This window comes from Bartonella sp. MR30HLJHH, assembly GCF_042194195.1.
GTDB classification, from domain to species: domain Bacteria; phylum Pseudomonadota; class Alphaproteobacteria; order Rhizobiales; family Rhizobiaceae; genus Bartonella; species Bartonella grahamii.
In genome coordinates this window covers 143,894-161,844 of record NZ_JBHIMO010000002.1, presented here as the reverse complement: position 1 = coordinate 161,844, position 17,951 = coordinate 143,894, and the positions used below count along the sequence as shown (strand labels likewise).

Below are 17,951 nucleotides of genomic sequence, written 5' to 3'. Positions count from 1 at the left end.
TATCTCTTTTGGATCACTCCCCTCATGTCATACGACAGCGCTCCAAACAAAACACTCTCAAATCCCAAACACTCTCAAATCCCAAACACTCTCAAATCCAAGACACTTGGGTTGCCAATTCACATGCGTGTTTTCAAGAAACATCTCTCAAAACCATGACGCCCATTTTGCAACAACGCCCACAAGCATATAAAATCTATAGAGCATCATCTTTACACTTCATAAAAGTGCAAGATAAAAGTGCAAGCTGGCACCATCCATCATATACTCCCACCCCCCAATGATGCCCTTGAAACGGTTTATTAAGAGGCATTTTTATTCATTTTTTGTAAAATTTCATGCCACAATAGCTCATCCAGCTTGCAATGTACAAGAGACATGATTTTGGTCAATTTACTATAAACAAACTTAAAATGAAAGAATCCTATGGTATTCGAGGTTTTTCATTCAACATGCAAAACAGTGAACACTATTTATAAATCCCACATGTTTTATAAATTAACATGATACGCCATAACAGGATAAAGGAAAATATTAGAAATGGTGCGGGTGGTCGGACTCGAACCGACACTCCTCTCGGAACCAGATTTTGAGTCTGGCGCGTCTACCAGTTCCACCACACCCGCACATTGCTACAAAAGACAGGACTTAAAATACAGACTTGTCGATTATTCCTTTGCACTATATGAAGAAGCACAGATTCGTCAACAGCAGACTTCTCATTTTTTAAGAATTCATATCATTTTCTTATCTGTTTTATGAAATATTTTCTTTGTTGGATTTCTCTACCAGATTTATAACAATCTCATTTGTAAAGTCTTTACCTCTTAAATTTATAGAAAGCCTCATGATATTAAACAAATTAAAGCTTTGGACGATTTCTTTAGCAAATCGGCGTACAGCACCACACTGGCTTGGTTTCATTGCCTTTATTGAAAGTTCTGTTTTTCCAATTCCCATAGATGTTTTATATATTCCGATGCTGCTTATCCATCAAAAGCGAGTTTATCGCTATGCTTTGATTGCGACTATCTGTTCTGTATTAGGAGGCATTGCCGGTTGGTTTATCGGACATTTTGCCTATGATACTCTTGCCAAACCCATTTTAGAAATTTATGGTAAGGTTGAAAGTTTTGAATCTCTGAAAAATAGTGCAACCCTGCAATTTCTAGTCATTTTACTGATAACATCAGGTTTTTTTCATCTTCCCCCCATCAAAATTGTCACAATTTTGGCCGGTGTAATGAGTGTACGTCTTGAACTTTTCATTCTTATTTGTATTTTTTCTAGAGGCGCTCGTTTTTATCTTCTCGCGTGGCTGATTAAACATTTTGGGCAAAAAGCAATGAATTTTCTAGTACAGAATTTCAAATGGATTATTCTCATTGGTTGTGTTAGTCTCGTTTTAATTTATGGGATTTTCATAGCTTTTTTAAACAAAAAGCTTTTATAAGGAACAGACTTAATGGCGTGCGTTTTGTCTTCTCACCCACTTTTATACAAGCACCTTCATCTTGAACCCAGCAGAAAAGAACAAAGTTTATGGGCTTTTTTTCTCGCTTTTTGCTTGTCCGCTACAATAGGTCTTGCCCTTGGTTTTGAATATTTTGGAGGGTATCTTCCTTGCGATTTGTGTCTCATAGAGCGTTTTCCCTATTATGGTGCCATACCCTTTTTGCTCTTAGCAGGTTTTGGGGCATGGTTTTTTCGCATGTCTGTTTGGATACAACTTTTATTTTTATGTGTTTTTGTCTTAATGTGTATAAGCCTTGTTTTAGCCATTTATCATGCAGGTGTTGAATATGGCTTTTGGGCAGCTCCCCTCAGTTGTGGTTTAAGCGCAATGAGAAAAACCTCAGACATTAACCAGCTTCTTAACCAATTAAACAACATTCATCCCCCTTCTTGTTCTGAAGCATCCGCACGCTTTCTTTTTCTTTCATTTGCCGGCTGGAATGTCGTTGCTAGTCTATTTTACATGCTTATCAGTTTTTATGTTGCCTCAAAAGGACTCCTTTCAAGCAATAAAAAACTCTAACCATAAAATAGAAACGAGACCGCGTGCACTCGTTCTCTCCAATCGTTTCCCCCTAACCAACACCCTCCAATCACCAATCATCCCCTAAAACCACCCACCGCCAAACCAACCCACCAACACCAACTAGTCACCAACATCCCTCCTCTAGCGTTGTACGCAAAAGACAAAAATAAGCAGATATATCCATTTTATGGTTTCACCTCTCTGTACTTATGAGCAACATTTTGATAAAAACCCGTGATAGAAAAGCCGTAAAATAATAAGTGAGGGGACCGATAAATATAAATGGTCTGCTATGGCTGAAGATAAGAACACAGCGCCTTCTACCCTATCACCTATTTCCTTAGATATAACCAAACTTGAAGAACCATGTGTTATGATGGAACATGATCATAATGCATGGCGCGAGCATATAAGAGAAACGGATTTAAATGCTCCTTACAAAAAACCACCTCACATAAAACCACGAATCAAATCGGCACCACGCATCAGACAAGTTTTTTGGTGCGATTTTCCTCATGATTCGATACTCCCTGAATTTTGGAAAAAGCGGCCTGTTTTAGTGCTTTCTAAGAATGCAAAATTATATGGAAATGTGACAGTTTTACCTTTTTCAACGAAATCACAACCCAATAATCCCGCTGCGTATCCAATACAATCTCCCATAGAAAATAAAAAAGCATGGATTATCTGCAATTATGTCACAACAGTTTCTGTAAGTCGTTTAAGTTGCTCACGTACTGTTCCAAGATTATCCAGCGAAGATTTTCATAAAGTTGTAGCTCTGATGCTCAAACATTTACCGCATTTACACTATTGACTTTTGAAAAAAATAAGCGTATATGTACTACCATATACGGCATCAGTAATGGTGGCCGCTTCCCCGAAAGGGGAGATAGGAACGAAGGAGTGGGCAACCGCTCCTTTCGTCATTTTTGGTATTTTTTTTGAGAACTTTTTAGCCATTTTTTGCAACCTTCCCTAGAACATATCCAACATTCATTCTCCACCGTTGTTGTTTTGAAATATCTGCGATTTAGAGTAAGAAGAAGACACTATCCGTACTGTTGATCCGGTAAAGTTTCCCACGGAAATTACCGTGACGTTGTACATATTTATCATTTCATTGCACAAAAAACCGTGCTGCCGTTGCTTAAACTTTATATGATTTGCCGCAATGGGAATATCTTTCCAAGATTGAAAAAAAATCATAATTTGGCATAACAAATAATCCCTTGTTCTTCGCGCTCTTGAAGTGTTCAATCGCTCAATTTACCAAAAGATATTCGACCTCACAACTTGTTTATTTACGTCCCTCAATACGGATGAAGCGGATAGAAAAGCCAGCATTCTTGAAAAAAAATAAAGAGCATTTAATGATTCAAGCGCTTTAAGACTACACAGAATACTCCATCCATCTTTGAACGCAACTATTTCTGTAAAGAGAGCTAATAATGCTTATATAATCTGAATAATATTAGTTTACTTACCATATGATAACCGATTGATAACGATAACGCTGAACACAGAACTTACATCACCATACCGCAAAATAGTGTTTTTACGAGATAACAAAAAACGATTACTTCACACCGCAATATATCTTAAAAATTGCATCAATAATCCATAGCATTTTTATAAAATGCTATGAAATTTGAAAAATTCATACAGAACATATGTCATTTACACCACAATAAAACTACATTCTGTTTATTAAAAAACATTTTGTATATTTAAAATATCTCTGTTAATAATATAGAATTGCGTTTACGACTTACCAAAACAGATGATACAATAAATATAATAAAAACAATAATATAATTTAAACTTATTTCTAAATTAACAAAAAAATTACAGCTTATAATTTAAGTTAAAAACTAAAATTGAAAAGTTGACAGAATCAATAAACTATGGAAATTACATAAAAGTATAATACAAAATGTGCAATTGAACACTTTGTATTAACAGCACATTAAACACATAATGAAATTATGTATCATAGGATGCCACGGTGCTTTTTTTGTTTTGTTTAAAGAGTGTAATGAAAAAACTTTTTTGATTAAATCTTTTAAATTTGGATTATTATAATGAAAATATTTCAAAAAATCGCGTTATATATTGTTACAATAGCCTTTTTCTTTTCACAGGTTTTGGAAGCTAATGCTTATTATTTGAATAGTCATTCTCAAGGTTCTAGTTTTGCTTCTACAGTGTCAAAAGAAAATAAAGTTGTTAAAGCTATTGATATGGATCATATTTCAACACAAAGCACTGAACAAGATTTTAAAAAAGGTGTTGTAAAGGTAGGAGTTATGATGGGACTTGCACCAGCACTTTGGGGTCTTATTGCATATTTTTCATGGTTGTTTTCTAAAAAGCGGGCTCCCTATCGTACACCGGGTCAAAAAGCATTTGATGCTTTTGCGGACAGTGCGTGGATGCTCATTTAAACAACGTTTCACTTAAATACAGTTTAAACAGTAAGCTTATTTAATACTTAATAACATAAACTGTAATTCAGATTACAGTTTATGTTTTTTTATATTCAATTAATATTGTTAACTTTTCCCCACTCTACATGATAAATAAAATTTGATCAGCTATATTCACACAAATGCAATGCGATAAATTGAACACTGTTTGATATGATAATATCTCTCTCTCATTTATGCACCCCCACCCTTAAACCTACCCCTGAAATTGCAGCACAAAAGATAATTCGTTACACGCTAAAAAATCCACCTAAATGCAAAAGCTGTAATAACGCTCAACTGCGACTATTTGAATAACAGCGATCATTCAAATTTTAACCAACACGATAATACGCCTATTCTAAACGATTTATGTACCACCTCATCCGCAACACATTGCCAAATATCCTTACATTTCCCCGAAAAATTTTCACACTTTTACGCATAGTAAAAAAAAGATTAACTTTAATCATGTTGCACTCCTTAAATTGATAACGGATTTTAAAAATGACCAAAAAAATCAAACAAAAATAGAGAGGTAAGTTACGAAAACTACAGGGTAAATTTTACTGCCCAACAACGTCTATTTTTCCTCGCCTGAACAGTCAGAGGAACACTATAAAAATTATTTTCATTGAAAAACAATTACTTATAATCTAGGGAAGAAAAGTAAAAATCTCCCCCAGAAAAAGAGATTATCTTCAAAATTATCAAAAAAACAGCACAATTTTAGTGATCTTTTTATTTTTTTTCTTTTGATAAAAGAGAGCTGGCAGGTGTCTTAGGAGCCCCTCCGGTAGGTTCCCAATTCGCAACAGCCGCTAATTCCTCAATGAGCTTCTCTCTTGGTAAATTATTATCATCCACCAACTTGTACTGAACGGCATTGTCACTAAGCCACTTTATAAGCGTTCCTTTAACAGTTTTACCACCCTCAGCCTCACTCACCGCTTCCCATGCCGCAACCACCGCTCCAAGCTTTGGAGCATAACGTGGATGCGTTGGATCTTGAAACGCATATTTTTGATCCTTAACGTCACGAGAATCATCCTCAGGGAAAAGAATTTTAGGTCTCTCACCACGCGATGAAAGCCATTTCCTCAAATCATCTAGGGAAACAGAAGAATATTCAGCAATAGGATCGTTCAAATGCCCCACCCGAAAACCACTAAGATAGTACCATTCTACCCTTAATTTTCCCTCTTTTGCTTCTCTTACTATGTCACTATAAACAGCTCGGAACAAAGCAATTTTATCAAACGGTACTCGCTCCTCTCCTTCGTAAATATCACTGTCTTCAGGGCTATATTCGCCGGGAAATTTACATATGAGTGGATTCAAGCCCGCTATCAATAACGCTGCCTGCAGTATTGTTATTTTTTGAGAACGTAAAAACCATTCTAAACTTTTATTAATTTCCATATATTCCCCGCTTTTTCTACGAAACTTAACATATTTTTCAAAATGCTAAGAGCAATCTCCTTCACTGACACAGAGATTATACTCCCCTCACATTGCAACTTATCACACTTTTTAATAATCCCACAACCACACCCCTCCTTGTGATACACAAGAAAATGATTTGAATTGCTTCAATATAAGAAGTTTTGAAGTGAGAGGAAACCTACTGAATTTTGGGCTTTCATACAAGATATCAGGCAAGTTACAAGGCGATAAAAGCCCCTTCATAAAGCATAAATTTTTATGCGTGATCAAACAATTTGATATGATAATATCTCTTTCATTTATGCACTCCCCCCCTTAAACCTGCCCCTGCAATTACAGCACAAAAGATAATTCGTTACACGCTAACAAATCCACCTAAATGCAAAAGCTGTAACAACGCTAAAATGCACGTAAATATCATAAGAATATTGTCTTACATCTCCACAAGTGGGATCAAGTGGCGTAAAACTGTACAATAAAATGCCATGTCTATAATGAACCTTGCTAAAGACTGTCGCAACACTGGGAGCTAAGGTGTATGATGATGCCGGCTTGCTCTTTTATGAAGCGTAAAGATTAAGAAGACTCAATAGAGTTTATATTATTTCATGGAAATTTTGTCGCTCTACCCTTCTATACTCTTCACAGGGTCCCTTCGCGAAATGGGCTTTTGTCCCTTGAAAAAGGTCTCTTTTAAAGAATCATCTCAAATTCCAAGAGCTGTTACAGTCTTTTGAACGCATAAAATGAATGATGACGCCAAGCCTATTTCTTTCCCTACATTCTCTAGCACAATACATTGAAACACTTCTTTGGAACGCCCCTTTAGCAAAATAAAGCACATTGTCTCTTAATTTTTTCACGCAATCATTTCTTTCATGTGACCATACTTCTTGATAAATCTCCTTTGCTTTCTTGACTTCCCAGCACTCTTTTTTCTCAGTGCAACCTTTTTGCAATTTTTCAGTTTTTAACTTTTAGATTGACTTTTGGTTTATTTTTCTTATGGTTTAGAACTATTCTAAAGTGCAGAGGAACAGAAAATGTTGAGATCGTTTTTTTCATTTGTACAACGTAAAGCTCTGTTCTTTCGTTCAGCACAAAAAATGATGCTTCAAGCGCTCAAAGTAAAAGAGCAGCATGCAGCGCTCTATTTAAAATATGCAAAAGCTCTAGAACCTTATTCCTCTAAGGAAGCGGCGGTTTTTACCGCCATGGGGCTTCAAGAGCTTGAAAATTATAAGGAACTTTTGTGCCTTACTTGCCATAATCGTGCAAACACTATCGGTTCATTATGTGACCGAACTTCTCTTGTAAAAAGCAAGAGCAGCCATCCCTCTAAAAAAACAACAGTGGCCAATAACACCGTAAAAAAACCTTCGAAAACGCAAAGACAAACACTTTTGACTTGGATTCAACCAGGTCTTGCAGGATTAATGGATGGCTCTGTCTCTACCCTTGCCCCCATTTTTGCGGCAGCTTTTGCCACAGGAGACACGCATCAAACTTTTTTGATAGGGCTCTCAGCTTCAATTGGTGCAGGACTTTCGATGGGTTTCACAGAAGCAGCCCACGATGACGGTAAATTATCAGGGCGTGGTTCGCCATTAAAAAGAGGTCTTGCCAGCGGCATTATGACAACGTTAGGGGGGTTGGGCCATACTCTTCCCTATTTGATCAACTCTTTTTATGTAGCGACAGTTATTGCATTTATCATTGTTTTTTTCGAACTAGGCGCAATCGTCTGGATTCAAAACAAATTCATGTCAACTCCCTTTTGGCGCGCCTCTTTACAGGTCATCATTGGTGGTGCTCTGGTTTTTGCCACGGGTATTCTTATCGGTAGTATCTAAAAAATCTTATCTGTAACCATAATTTAGATCTCAAATAAGCGCATGTCCCTAGGCATAAGCCGTCATGGATGATGCCATGAAAAATGCCATTATTGGTGTTAGATGGTGTTTTGGAATATTCTAGATCAGCAAGCTCTGGGGACAACCTGTATTAACAAACCTTTATCGACTTGGTTTTATGGATATCTTTTGTTAAAGTATCATTTCCTTCTAGAGACCTCATATTTTGGAAATGCCTTGATCATGTCGCACACTGAAACCAACGCCCTTCTAAACAATCACCCTGTCTCTTCTCAACCTTCACATGCCCAGACTTTATCCGTTCAGCGTCTTGCACACGGACAAGGTTTAGAACTTCCTCACTACGCAACGGCTGGTTCTGCGGGTCTTGATCTACGTGCAGCAATTGGAGAAGAAGAAACCGTGGTCCTCACACCGGGGCAACGCGCCCTTATCCCAACCGGTCTGATCTTTCATCTTCAACCAGGCTTTGAAGCGCAAATACGTCCACGCTCTGGCTTAGCCTTAAAACACGGCATCACATGCCTCAACACTCCAGGAACAATTGATAGTGATTACCGTGGTGAAGTCAAAGTCCTTCTTATCAATTTAGGACAAGAAGACTTTTCTATCCAACGGGGAATGCGCATTGCCCAAACAGTCATCGCTCCCGTATCCCAAGTCAATGTTTGCGCCATTGAACCAGAGCAAAATACCCAAAGCCATAACGAGAGCCGTGGAACGGGAGGTTTTGGTTCAACGGGGCATACTTAAGAAATCGCTACTCTCAAAATATAACACTCGCTTATTCTAACCACTCTTTTACTGAAAGTCCTTTGGGCTTTTAAAATGCAGAAGGAATGCGCATGTGCTCTCAAAGTTTTTTTACTAAACGGAACCTCTAAACAATCATCTCTCAATTACGTTTCTTGCGCTATACAAAACTTCGTTATCACCGGACACCTCTCCCCCATAACAAAAACATTGGCATTAACCATTGAGAGCCCACATACCGCTTGTAATGTCTACAATCTATACATCATATTGATTTATAATAATTAATTATCTTGTAACTTAAATGAGAAATCCCAATACTGTAAGATTCTTTCATTGCAAATCTATTTATATTACATCAATCAAAAGTATATCTCTCACGTTCCAAATGTGGCTGGCATGTAGATAAAAACTGGAAAAATACCTATAATGAATACTTGTACTCAGCACTGTCACAACATTGGGAGAAAATATAAACACTATAATGGTGCTCGCTTGCTCTTTTATTAAGCATAAAGATAGTGAGGTTCAATAGATTTTTGATTATTTTACGGGGGCTTTACCGTTATACCATTTATGAACACCGTCGCAAAAAGGGCTTTAAGATGTATTAAGACACACAACAACCACTCCTGCTGTTTTTCTTGATCGTACCTCTTGAGGCAAGATTAGTAGAGCTTAATCCTACACAACCGATTCAATATATCAACCCATGCGTATTTGGTTTAATAAATCCACGACAAAACCCTCATCAATTTCACTCTACGATTTTGAGTCATATGCTTTGCTTCCTACAACAAAGGCTGTTTTTTATCACTGGTCAGAAGCAGCTCCTGAAATATTAGCGTTTACCGCAGTGCCCGTTGTTACGGCATCCACATGCCCCACAATGTTACCACCCACTCCATCGACAACAGCGTCCGCTACCCCTGTGGTTTTATTATTGATCACATCTTTTGAGGTAAGACTGGTAGAGTTTTGCAATCCTACAAGACCGATTTTATTATATCCAGCCATGCGTATTTGATTTAATAAATCGATGACAGCACCATAATCAATTTCGCTATCGGCTTTGATTAAAATTTTTGTCTCTAAATTTTGCGTAGTTTCCCTCAACAAAGCTTCTCTCAAAGCTGCTTGTTCTACAAGATGATCACCAATGTAAAGAGAACGATCTTTTTGCAAAGTAACATAAAGAGGTTCATCAGACTGAATCACTGAAGGTATTTGAGTTATAGAAGGAAGCTGAATGGGAATGACAGATGTTGCCAAAGGTGCAGCAACCATAAAAACAATAAGCAACACCAATATAACATCAATAAAAGGGGTCACATTGATTTCGCTTTGCAACCCACTCTCATCTGTATCCCAATCATTATTCAGGCTTGCTTTCATTTTTTATGACTTTTCTGTTGTCTTTGTCTATCAAGTTCACGGCTCAAGAGCCTTTCAAGAGCCGCAGCGATATCGCCTAAATCATTGCGATAACCATTCAAAGCACGCATAAGGCTATTATACATAACAACGGCGGGAATAGCTACAAAAAGCCCAATAGCTGTTGCGAATAAGGCTTCAGCAATCCCAGGAGCAACCACATCAAGTCGCGTTGTTTGAGACTGAGCAATCCCAATAAAAGAATTCATAATGCCCCAAACAGTCGCAAAAAGACCAACAAAGGGAGCAATTGCGCCAATGGTTGCAAGAACAGTGCTTCCACATGCAACACGGCGTGTAGCAGCCAACAAGCAGCGTGACAAAAGCGAATGAACCCTTTCTTTTAAACCTTCATGAACATCGCGAATCTTAACATCGCGAACATCGCGGGAAACATCTTCATATTGATTGCTCTCCTCATAAAAGAGAATGTCTTCAAGCGTTTGTGCACTTTCCCTCGCACTGGTTCTTTCCTCAGAGCTTTTATTTATCCCTTCAGGAGCAGAAAAATGAACCTGTTGTGTAGAAAGATACACCTCTTTAAGGACTTCTTTGAGAAAAAACACACCAGCCCCTTTGCTTTCTTTCAAGCTAGCTGCCAAACGTGTAAGAGTCTGAGCATTAAGAACCAATTGAAGTTCATGACGTACTCTTCGTTTTGCCAAAGTGATCTCAATAATTTTCACAAAAGCAATTGTCCAAGATATAAGAGAAGCAAGTAACAAAATAATGATAACGGCTTTCACCACCCAATCAGCAGCCATAAACATAGAAAAAGGAGAAAAATCATGCGCTGTCAATACAGCAGACATATTATCTAGAGGTACTGTTTCAGATTCCATTTCTATCTCACATTCTTATGGTCTTATCTTTTTTATGAGCTGAATCGTCACCCCACATAGCATCACTGTTCCACAATGCCACTACCCTTTTAACGTCATCTTCGCATTCCTCTTAAGAAAGAAAACTTGATAAATCAAGTATAGTTTTATTCCACAAGCTCTCTCTTATTCTAAAGAAATCACTCAAGAAATTTTTCTCTAACAATTCAACAAGTTGATCTTAGCCAATCAATTTATTACATAAATTTGGCAAAATGATAGACTCGCAAGAAGTATTGCATATAATATTTTAATTTATAAGAATAATTTATCATCGTTTCTGTTGAATGAATCCCTCATATCGCAAAGCTTCTCTCATTTCAGCGGCTCTTTTAAACCCAATAAAATATTTACTTGCATGGAATAAGCCGCAAAAATATCATAAAATTCTTGAAGAAAAGAATATGCACATCTCTAACAACCAGTGCACTGAAGTACCTCCTATCCCAAAATAAAATATACCTTACATTTTTAAAAAAGAACTATCGCAATATCTTAAACTGACCAAAAATATAAAATATAATGGGAGTGCTCGTTTAGCCCCCAAATACATAGAGAGCAACGAACAGCAATATTATTTTCTTGTTCTTCTGCAAAAGCATAAAAATGGCATCACTTCTGCCGTAAAATCACAAAAACTATGTTTGTTATCTGTCACAAGCCCAAAAATAAATCTTAACACGCTTTTAAGAAAACTTTTATAAGAAACTGCGCCACAAGAAACTGAAGAATGGTGCTAACTTCCTGCAAAAGCATAAGACAATTTTCAACGGATGCGATCCCTTACGGGTATTGCCTATCGTATAGGAAAGATTTATTTTATCAAAAACAGTCTTAAATTCGACAAAATAAAAGGAACTAAAAAAAACTTTTGGCGTTACTCAAGCAGTGAAAATTTTCACACCAATACAAATATAATAAATCAAGAGAGGGAAAGAATATCATGGCCCAGAACAAAACAACACAGCATAATAAAACAGCCGTAGAAGAAAAAGACCTACAAGGACAATTAGAAAAGCTACGCACTGAAATTTCAGGGATTACCTCAACCCTGACAGATCTTGGTGCAAACAAACTTAACGCCGCCAAAGACAAAGCAGAAAAACTATATCACTCAGCGAAAGAAAGTGGTGAAGACATGATGTCTCAAGCAAAAGATAAAATCAGTGATCTTGAACAAACCATGAATCAATGCGTTCGCAAAAATCCTGGCAAAAGCGTTTTGTTTGCCGCAGGGGTTGGTTTTATTCTTTCTCAATTACTGCGTCGTTAAGCAATGCATAAGTTTATCGCTCCTCTTTTAAACCATCTTGTCGGTGGAGGGCTTAAAAGCACTGTCAAGCAAGTACGCCTTCAAGCAATTTGCTATGGGTTTATTGGCATTTCATTCTTCATGTCTTTGCTTTTTTTATGCATCATCGTTTTTATTGCGTTATGTTCTGTTATGAAGCCTCTTGCCGCCGCTAGTATCATGTTTTTAATTTGTCTTTCTCTTGCAGGATTAGGTCTTATTATCAGTCGTGTTCTCAAGGCTTATCAACGCTATGACCAACAAAAAAAGACAGAAGAACAACGCCAAAAACTAATGACAGATGCGACCGTTTCCAGCCTTGCAGCTCTCAGTCAACATTTCCCTTTTGCCAAATTGAGAGTTCCCATTCTCGGAATTGTAACTTATTTTTTGTGGAAAAAAGGTAAAAAAGACCGCTTTTCAAAGTAAAATATGTAAAGCTGTCACTCTAATCCCCCAATGTGCTTTCTTTTATAGCAAAAGAAAGCACATCTTTTCTTATAGTCTCTTTAGCTTCTTCAAGCGCCTGAAAGGAAATCCCTTTCATTTTCGCTAAAAATTCCATGGATCCGATTAAATCTCTTTCAGATTGCAATCCATGTTTCATGAACATAGCAACATGAGGCAATGCTTGCATTAAAAATTCTGGTTTGATTTGAAGCAATGTAGTATTTTTTGAAGATAGAGATAGTTCGTTTCTGCTTTTCTCTATTTTTTCATAAGCCTTTTTTTCATGACCGAAGGTTACGTCATCGATTTGAATGTGTTCATATTTTCTGAACACTCATGTTTGTTACAATGACTATTCTGTTTAGGGGAAGGAAACGCGCTCTTACATAGCGCTGTAGTAAGCAACCTATATGCATACGCGAGCTTTAAACACAACAATTTTTACTGAAGAGAGTTGTCCACCAAGGACTGTGTGGACTATGATTAACTTTTTTCTGATAAAGTTCGTAGTGGAATATTGTCTTTATTTTTAAATAGTGCTTGAGAGGACGCTTTATCAATAATGGTCAATAGGATTATAACTCCCGTGATCTCTTCGCCAATCTTCTGGTTGTTGAAATTTGCTCGACCATAAGCCATTTTGTGCTTTTTGAGCAGCAGATTGTAGAGTTTTATAGTCTGCTGGAGATGGAAAATTATGCTGATCTTGTGTTAGCACCATCAACCCTTCTGCAAGCCCCAAACGTGCCAGATCAACCCCATCCACAAAACATTGTGCATAATGAACCTGTTGAATGACACGTGCTTGCCGACAAGTAACCTTTTTATCGATTGTTTTTGAGACAAGCCAAGCAGTAACAAAAGCACCACATGGCCACTTAACTCCATTGCGTGAAGCAAATTGCCTCATTTCACAGCTTTCCACACCATATAAGCGAATATCACGGATGATCTTTTTTCTCCATCCATCATCCACAAGCGTAATCATTTTAAAGGTCACGCCACTTGTTACCTGTATAGCACCTGAATAAACCGGCACATTTTCTTCATAAAATTGTAATGCGAGTGGTTCTGGATGTAACATTACATTTTGTTGGTTTACGACTTGTTGGTTTGCATAATCTATCAATTGTGACTTCGGCTTTTGAACAAGGTTTTCTATTGTCTTTTCTGGCACTTTAAAAAAAGAATATTGCATAAGTTTTTCAGTATGTTGACTGAAATAAAAGTATCCCAAAATAATAATACAAATTAAGACAATATATTTAGGCGCTACTCTAAGATGTTTTAAAAGTATCATTTTGAATATTACTATAGTTTTTGTTTATTAATTAAGAAAAGATTAAATATTGTTAATTTATCGATAGAAAAATTTATTTTTTTCATCTATATGATTCCTGATTAATATTTTGAATATTAATTTTATGATCAACTTAAACATAAAGCGGGGGAATTTTCATGAAAAACATGAATAATTCGTTCATTAATGAACATACCTTACAAAAAACTACTCTATCCAACACACAAAAGAAATGGTTAACAGCAGCATTGATGCTGTTTATTGCCTTCATCGCACTGAGTGAGCCAGCATTTGCAGATGGCGGCTTCGGAAAAGTTGAAACTGCTCTTCAAAAAATAGTTGATGCTTTAAAAGGACCAATTGCAAAATCAATCGCAACCATTGCGATTGCTGGTGTTGGGCTTGCATGGATTGCTGGTTATGTTGAAATGCGTAAAGCTTTCTTTGTTTGTGTTGGCATCGGCATTGTTTTTGGTGCATCGCAAATCGCATCAATGTTTATGTCTTAGTTCGCTTGACTCTAGCCTTTCAAAGCCATGAAAGAGCACGATAAGCTAACAGAAGATACGTTATTTCTTGCTTGCACGCGCCCTGCAATGATTGCGGGCGTGACGGTGGAAGCTATGGGATTAAATGGGATAGGAACGATGATGTTGTTCATTATGACAGGCAATATTTTTCTTATCACCTTTGGTGTGATGCTGCATTTCATATTCAAGGAAATCCTAAAGCATGACCATAATAAATTTCGTATTCTTCTGACATGGCAAAAGACATGTCTTTTTGCCAGAAATTCGAGTCTATGGGGTGGGGGAAGTATTTCTCCATTACGATTAATTCGTAATTATGAGGAATTATAATGAACACAACAGAGCGCAAACGTGAAAAGCAGCCAGAGGCGATCATTCCTTATGTGCGCCATGTCAATAAACACATCATTGCGCTGGATTCACGCGCTCTCATGAGCGTTATTAAACTTGAAGGCATTAACTTTGAGACAGCGGATATTATTGATCTGAATGTGCTTCACGAACAGCTCAATAATCTGTTTAAAAACATAGCGGATGAACGGATAGCGCTTTATAGCCATATTATCAGAAAGCGTGAAACTGTCTATCCGGATGGGACTTTCAGATCGGCATTTGCCAAGCAATTAGATGATAAATATCGTGAGCGGATGGTTTCACAGGAGCTTTATCGCAATGATCTTTATCTTTCGATTTTGTGGAATCCACACGTTGATCAAACGGATAAATTAGTGGAGTTTTTCAAACGTTTAGGCAAAGCCAAGCAAGAAAAGACAGAAGTTGATGCAGAGTCCGTTCGCAAGCTTGAAGATATTACAACAGATCTTATTCAAAATTTAGAGCGCTATGGTGCAAAAAGACTGAGCCTTTATGAACATGAAGGTAATATTTATTCGCAGCAAAGTGAGTTTATCCACCAATTGGTGGGAGGTCGTCGTGAACGTATCCCCCTCACATGGGGGACGATAGCTTCAACTGTTTATTCAGACCGTCTCATTTTTGGGAAAGAGATCATAGAAATACGCTATGAGGCGGAACAGCGGTTTGCGGGCATGTTTGGTTGGAAAGAATATCCAGCAAAAACCAGGGTAGGCATGGCGGATGGTTTGCTCACGCTTCCCTTTGAGTTTATTTTCACCCAATCTTTTGTTTTCAAGAGCAAAAACATTGCCAAGCAGATTATGGGGCGCAAACAAAACCAAATGGTCAATGCAGGCGACCGTGCGGGCTCACAAATTATGGAGCTGGATGATGCGCTTGATGATCTTGAATCCAATCGTTTTGTTTTAGGGGAGCATCATTTATCATTGGCAGTTTTTGCTGATACGCCACAAGAGTTAGCTGATAATCTTGCCAAAGCGCGTTCTCGTCTTACAGATGGTGGAGCTGTGATTGCGCGGGAAGATTTAGGATTAGCGGCGGCTTGGTGGGCACAATTGCCTGGCAATTATGCTTATCGCACCCGCTCTGGTGCGATAACAAGCCGCAACTATGCAGCGCTTTCCCCTTTTCATTCTTTTCCGGTTGGAAAAATAGATGGCAATGTGTGGGGACCAGCGGTAGCCTTGATGAAAACCTCTGCTGGTTCACCGTTTTATTTTAACTTTCACTTTGGTGATTTAGGCAATACGTTTGTTTGTGGTCCCTCTGGTTCTGGGAAAACGGTTATTGTCAATTTTCTTTTAGCACAACTTCAAAAGCATGATCCCAATATGGTCTTTTTTGACAAAGATCGGGGTGCAGAACTTTTTGTCAGAGCGGGTGGCGGCACTTATATGCCCTTGAAGAATGGTAAACCGACAGGCATAGCACCGCTAAAAGGCTTAGACTATAACAATCCAGCAGATAGAGTTTTTTTACGCCAATGGATTATAAAGCTTGTTTCGTCTGAAGATCAAAAGATCAGTGAATCAGAAAGACAAGACATTACGGCGGCTGTTGAGCAGCTTGCCTTGTTGCCAAAAGAACAACGGACGATCTCTGCCTTACAAATGTTTTTTGACACCACGCACAGGGAGGGGATATCGGGTCGTTTAGAAAGATGGTGTAAAGGCAATGCCTTAGGGTGGGTTTTTGACAATCCTGATGACGACATTGGCATTGATGCAAAATTTATTGGTTATGACATGACGGATTTTTTAGACAATGATGAAATTCGTCCACCTTTAATGATGTATCTTTTTCATAGGATTTTATCTCTGATTGATGGACGTCGTATTATCATTGTCATTGATGAGTTTTGGAAAGCCTTAGAGGATGATTCCTTTAAAGCCTTTGCGCAAGACAGGCTGAAAACTATTCGTAAACAAAATGGTTTGATGTTGTTTGCGACACAATCTCCCAAAGATGCGATCAATTCGACCATTGCCCACACCATTATAGAGCAATGTCCAACACAGATTTATTTTCCCAATCAAAAGGGCAATCATGGGGATTATGTAGAAGGTTTTAAATTATCGGACAGAGAATTTAACCTGATACAATCAGAATTAAGCCGTGAGTCACGGCGTTTTCTCATCAAACAAGGGCAAAGTTCAGTTGTAGCAGAACTGAATTTACGCGGCTTTGATGATGAAATAGCCATTTTAAGTGGCACCACCAAGAATATTGAACTCCTAGAGACCATTATGGATGAAGTTGGACAATCTCCAGAAAAATGGCTTCCTCTTTTCCAAGAAAGGTCAAAACAATGAAAAAACTTTTATTGGCAACAGCCCTTTGCGCAATTTCTTTTGGACCTCAAGCAAATGCATTTGGAGGTGGTCCCTTTGATTGGAGCATACTGCAGCAAAACATAGGGCAACTTGAACAATTGAAGCAACAAGTTGATAAAGCAAAACAGCAAGTTCAACAAGGTGCACAACAGCTTGAGCAATTAAAGAGCCAACTCGATCAAGCAAAACAATTATATAACTCCTTGAATGTCAAGCCTGACATCTCGGGATTGAAAGACATGTTTAACAAGCAAGGGAGCAGTGGCGCCCTCCCTTCAGATTTTAACCACTTTCAACAATCGATGGGCAGCGGCAGTGGCGGTGGCGGCGGTGGCGGTGGCGGTGGCGGTGGCGGTGGCGGCAGCAAAAACACGCAAAAATGGCAAGAAGAACTTAAATACAAAGAGCCCGCGGGGGGCGCAGGATCAAAAGAAGCAGTAGATGCTTTTTACGCACAGGAAGTGAAAAAAGCCGAACAGCGCGTAGTAGGACAAGCAGCAAAAGGCCAAGACGTCTACGAAGAAGCCAGTGAAACACAAAAAAACATTAACAAGCTCCTTGACGAACTTGGAAGTACTGAAGATGCGGGTAAAATTCAAGGCATTCAAGCAAAATTAGCAGCGGTACAAGCAGACCTCCAAACAAAAATACTCCAAATGCAAGCTGCCATGATGATTCAACAAGCAGAAGAAAAAGCGGCAGAAAGACGTGAAATGGAAGAATTTAAAGCACGAACCAAAGCTTTAGCCCAAAAAATGCGTGGTCAATAAAT

17 protein-coding genes and 1 tRNA gene are annotated in these 17,951 nt (G+C 38.1%); 12 read left to right on the top strand and 6 right to left on the bottom strand.

All coding sequences use genetic code 11. The features are described from left to right. Nucleotides 1–541: 541 nt before the first annotated feature. Nucleotides 542–626 (bottom strand) — tRNA-Leu (locus tag ACFIKR_RS01975). Between the two features lie 221 nt (nucleotides 627–847). Here ACFIKR_RS01975 and ACFIKR_RS01970 point away from each other — a divergent pair. The 4 genes from ACFIKR_RS01970 (at nucleotide 848) to ACFIKR_RS01955 (ending at nucleotide 4,488) form a co-directional block, all read left to right on the top strand. Further along, on the top strand, nucleotides 848–1,453 hold the full coding sequence (locus tag ACFIKR_RS01970; RefSeq protein ID WP_015856907.1) for a YqaA family protein: 606 nt from the start codon (nucleotides 848–850) through the stop codon (nucleotides 1,451–1,453). Nucleotides 1,454–1,465: 12 nt separating this feature from the next. Further along, nucleotides 1,466–2,038, top strand: a complete 573-nt coding sequence (locus ACFIKR_RS01965) for a disulfide bond formation protein B (RefSeq protein WP_375658618.1) — start codon at nucleotides 1,466–1,468, stop codon at nucleotides 2,036–2,038. A 295-nt stretch (nucleotides 2,039–2,333) separates the two neighbouring features. Further along, on the top strand, nucleotides 2,334–2,858 hold the full coding sequence (locus tag ACFIKR_RS01960) for a type II toxin-antitoxin system PemK/MazF family toxin (RefSeq protein ID WP_375658617.1): 525 nt from the start codon (nucleotides 2,334–2,336) through the stop codon (nucleotides 2,856–2,858). 1,267 nt (nucleotides 2,859–4,125) lie between these two features. Then, a complete protein-coding gene (locus ACFIKR_RS01955; RefSeq protein ID WP_375658616.1) occupies nucleotides 4,126–4,488 on the top strand; it encodes a hypothetical protein in 363 nt (120 codons plus the stop codon). Between the two features lie 762 nt (nucleotides 4,489–5,250). Here the strand turns inward: ACFIKR_RS01955 and ACFIKR_RS01950 are convergent. Further along, entirely contained in the window at nucleotides 5,251–5,931 is a 681-nt protein-coding gene (locus ACFIKR_RS01950) for a hypothetical protein (protein ID WP_375647266.1), read from the bottom strand. A 1,067-nt stretch (nucleotides 5,932–6,998) separates the two neighbouring features. Here ACFIKR_RS01950 and ACFIKR_RS01945 point away from each other — a divergent pair. Both ACFIKR_RS01945 and dut read left to right on the top strand, forming a co-directional pair. Continuing rightward, nucleotides 6,999–7,808 carry a VIT1/CCC1 transporter family protein gene (locus ACFIKR_RS01945; protein WP_273788648.1) on the top strand — a complete coding sequence of 270 codons (810 nt, stop codon included), beginning with the start codon at nucleotides 6,999–7,001 and terminating at the stop codon, nucleotides 7,806–7,808. 243 nt (nucleotides 7,809–8,051) lie between these two features. Beyond that, nucleotides 8,052–8,582 (top strand): dUTP diphosphatase, encoded by a 531-nt coding sequence (dut, locus tag ACFIKR_RS01940; RefSeq protein ID WP_375658615.1) that lies wholly within the window; start codon nucleotides 8,052–8,054, stop codon nucleotides 8,580–8,582. An 813-nt stretch (nucleotides 8,583–9,395) separates the two neighbouring features. Here the strand turns inward: dut and ACFIKR_RS01935 are convergent. Together ACFIKR_RS01935 and ACFIKR_RS01930 are read right to left on the bottom strand one after the other, a co-directional pair. Continuing rightward, nucleotides 9,396–9,977: a biopolymer transporter ExbD gene (locus tag ACFIKR_RS01935; protein ID WP_375658614.1), complete on the bottom strand. Its 582-nt coding sequence runs from the start codon at nucleotides 9,975–9,977 to the stop codon at nucleotides 9,396–9,398. Continuing rightward, entirely contained in the window at nucleotides 9,974–10,858 is an 885-nt protein-coding gene (locus ACFIKR_RS01930) for a MotA/TolQ/ExbB proton channel family protein (RefSeq protein ID WP_375658613.1), read from the bottom strand. Before ACFIKR_RS01930 ends, ACFIKR_RS01935 begins: the two co-directional genes overlap by 4 nt. Before the next feature lie 982 nt (nucleotides 10,859–11,840). On the opposite strand from ACFIKR_RS01930, the gene ACFIKR_RS01925 reads away from it, so the two are divergent. Both ACFIKR_RS01925 and ACFIKR_RS01920 read left to right on the top strand, forming a co-directional pair. Beyond that, nucleotides 11,841–12,170 carry a YqjD family protein gene (locus ACFIKR_RS01925; RefSeq protein WP_375658612.1) on the top strand — a complete coding sequence of 110 codons (330 nt, stop codon included), beginning with the start codon at nucleotides 11,841–11,843 and terminating at the stop codon, nucleotides 12,168–12,170. Between the two features lie 3 nt (nucleotides 12,171–12,173). Then, the gene (locus ACFIKR_RS01920) at nucleotides 12,174–12,617 is read left to right on the top strand and encodes a hypothetical protein (protein ID WP_375658611.1); all 444 of its coding nucleotides are present in this window, start codon (nucleotides 12,174–12,176) and stop codon (nucleotides 12,615–12,617) included. 19 nt (nucleotides 12,618–12,636) lie between these two features. On the opposite strand, the gene ACFIKR_RS01915 is transcribed toward ACFIKR_RS01920, so the two are convergent. After that, nucleotides 12,637–12,972, bottom strand: a complete 336-nt coding sequence (locus ACFIKR_RS01915) for a hypothetical protein (protein ID WP_375658610.1) — start codon at nucleotides 12,970–12,972, stop codon at nucleotides 12,637–12,639. Nucleotides 12,973–13,194: 222 nt separating this feature from the next. After that, nucleotides 13,195–13,938, bottom strand: coding sequence for a nuclease (locus ACFIKR_RS01910; protein ID WP_375658609.1), 744 nt, complete (start codon nucleotides 13,936–13,938; stop codon nucleotides 13,195–13,197). Nucleotides 13,939–14,096: 158 nt separating this feature from the next. Between ACFIKR_RS01910 and ACFIKR_RS01905 the strand changes: the two genes are divergently transcribed. Genes ACFIKR_RS01905 through ACFIKR_RS01890 form a run of 4 tightly spaced genes read left to right on the top strand, consistent with a single transcriptional unit; the run spans nucleotide 14,097 to nucleotide 17,949 of the window. After that, nucleotides 14,097–14,447 carry a TrbC/VirB2 family protein gene (locus ACFIKR_RS01905; RefSeq protein WP_375658608.1) on the top strand — a complete coding sequence of 117 codons (351 nt, stop codon included), beginning with the start codon at nucleotides 14,097–14,099 and terminating at the stop codon, nucleotides 14,445–14,447. A gap of 27 nt (nucleotides 14,448–14,474) precedes the next feature. After that, nucleotides 14,475–14,798: a type IV secretion system protein VirB3 gene (locus ACFIKR_RS01900; RefSeq protein ID WP_375658607.1), complete on the top strand. Its 324-nt coding sequence runs from the start codon at nucleotides 14,475–14,477 to the stop codon at nucleotides 14,796–14,798. Continuing rightward, on the top strand, nucleotides 14,798–17,158 hold the full coding sequence (locus tag ACFIKR_RS01895; RefSeq protein ID WP_375658606.1) for a VirB4 family type IV secretion/conjugal transfer ATPase: 2,361 nt from the start codon (nucleotides 14,798–14,800) through the stop codon (nucleotides 17,156–17,158). Before ACFIKR_RS01900 ends, ACFIKR_RS01895 begins: the two co-directional genes overlap by 1 nt. Next, on the top strand, nucleotides 17,155–17,949 hold the full coding sequence (locus ACFIKR_RS01890) for a type IV secretion system protein (RefSeq protein WP_375658605.1): 795 nt from the start codon (nucleotides 17,155–17,157) through the stop codon (nucleotides 17,947–17,949). The genes ACFIKR_RS01895 and ACFIKR_RS01890 overlap by 4 nt, the downstream gene beginning before the upstream one ends. Nucleotides 17,950–17,951 lie beyond the last annotated feature (2 nt).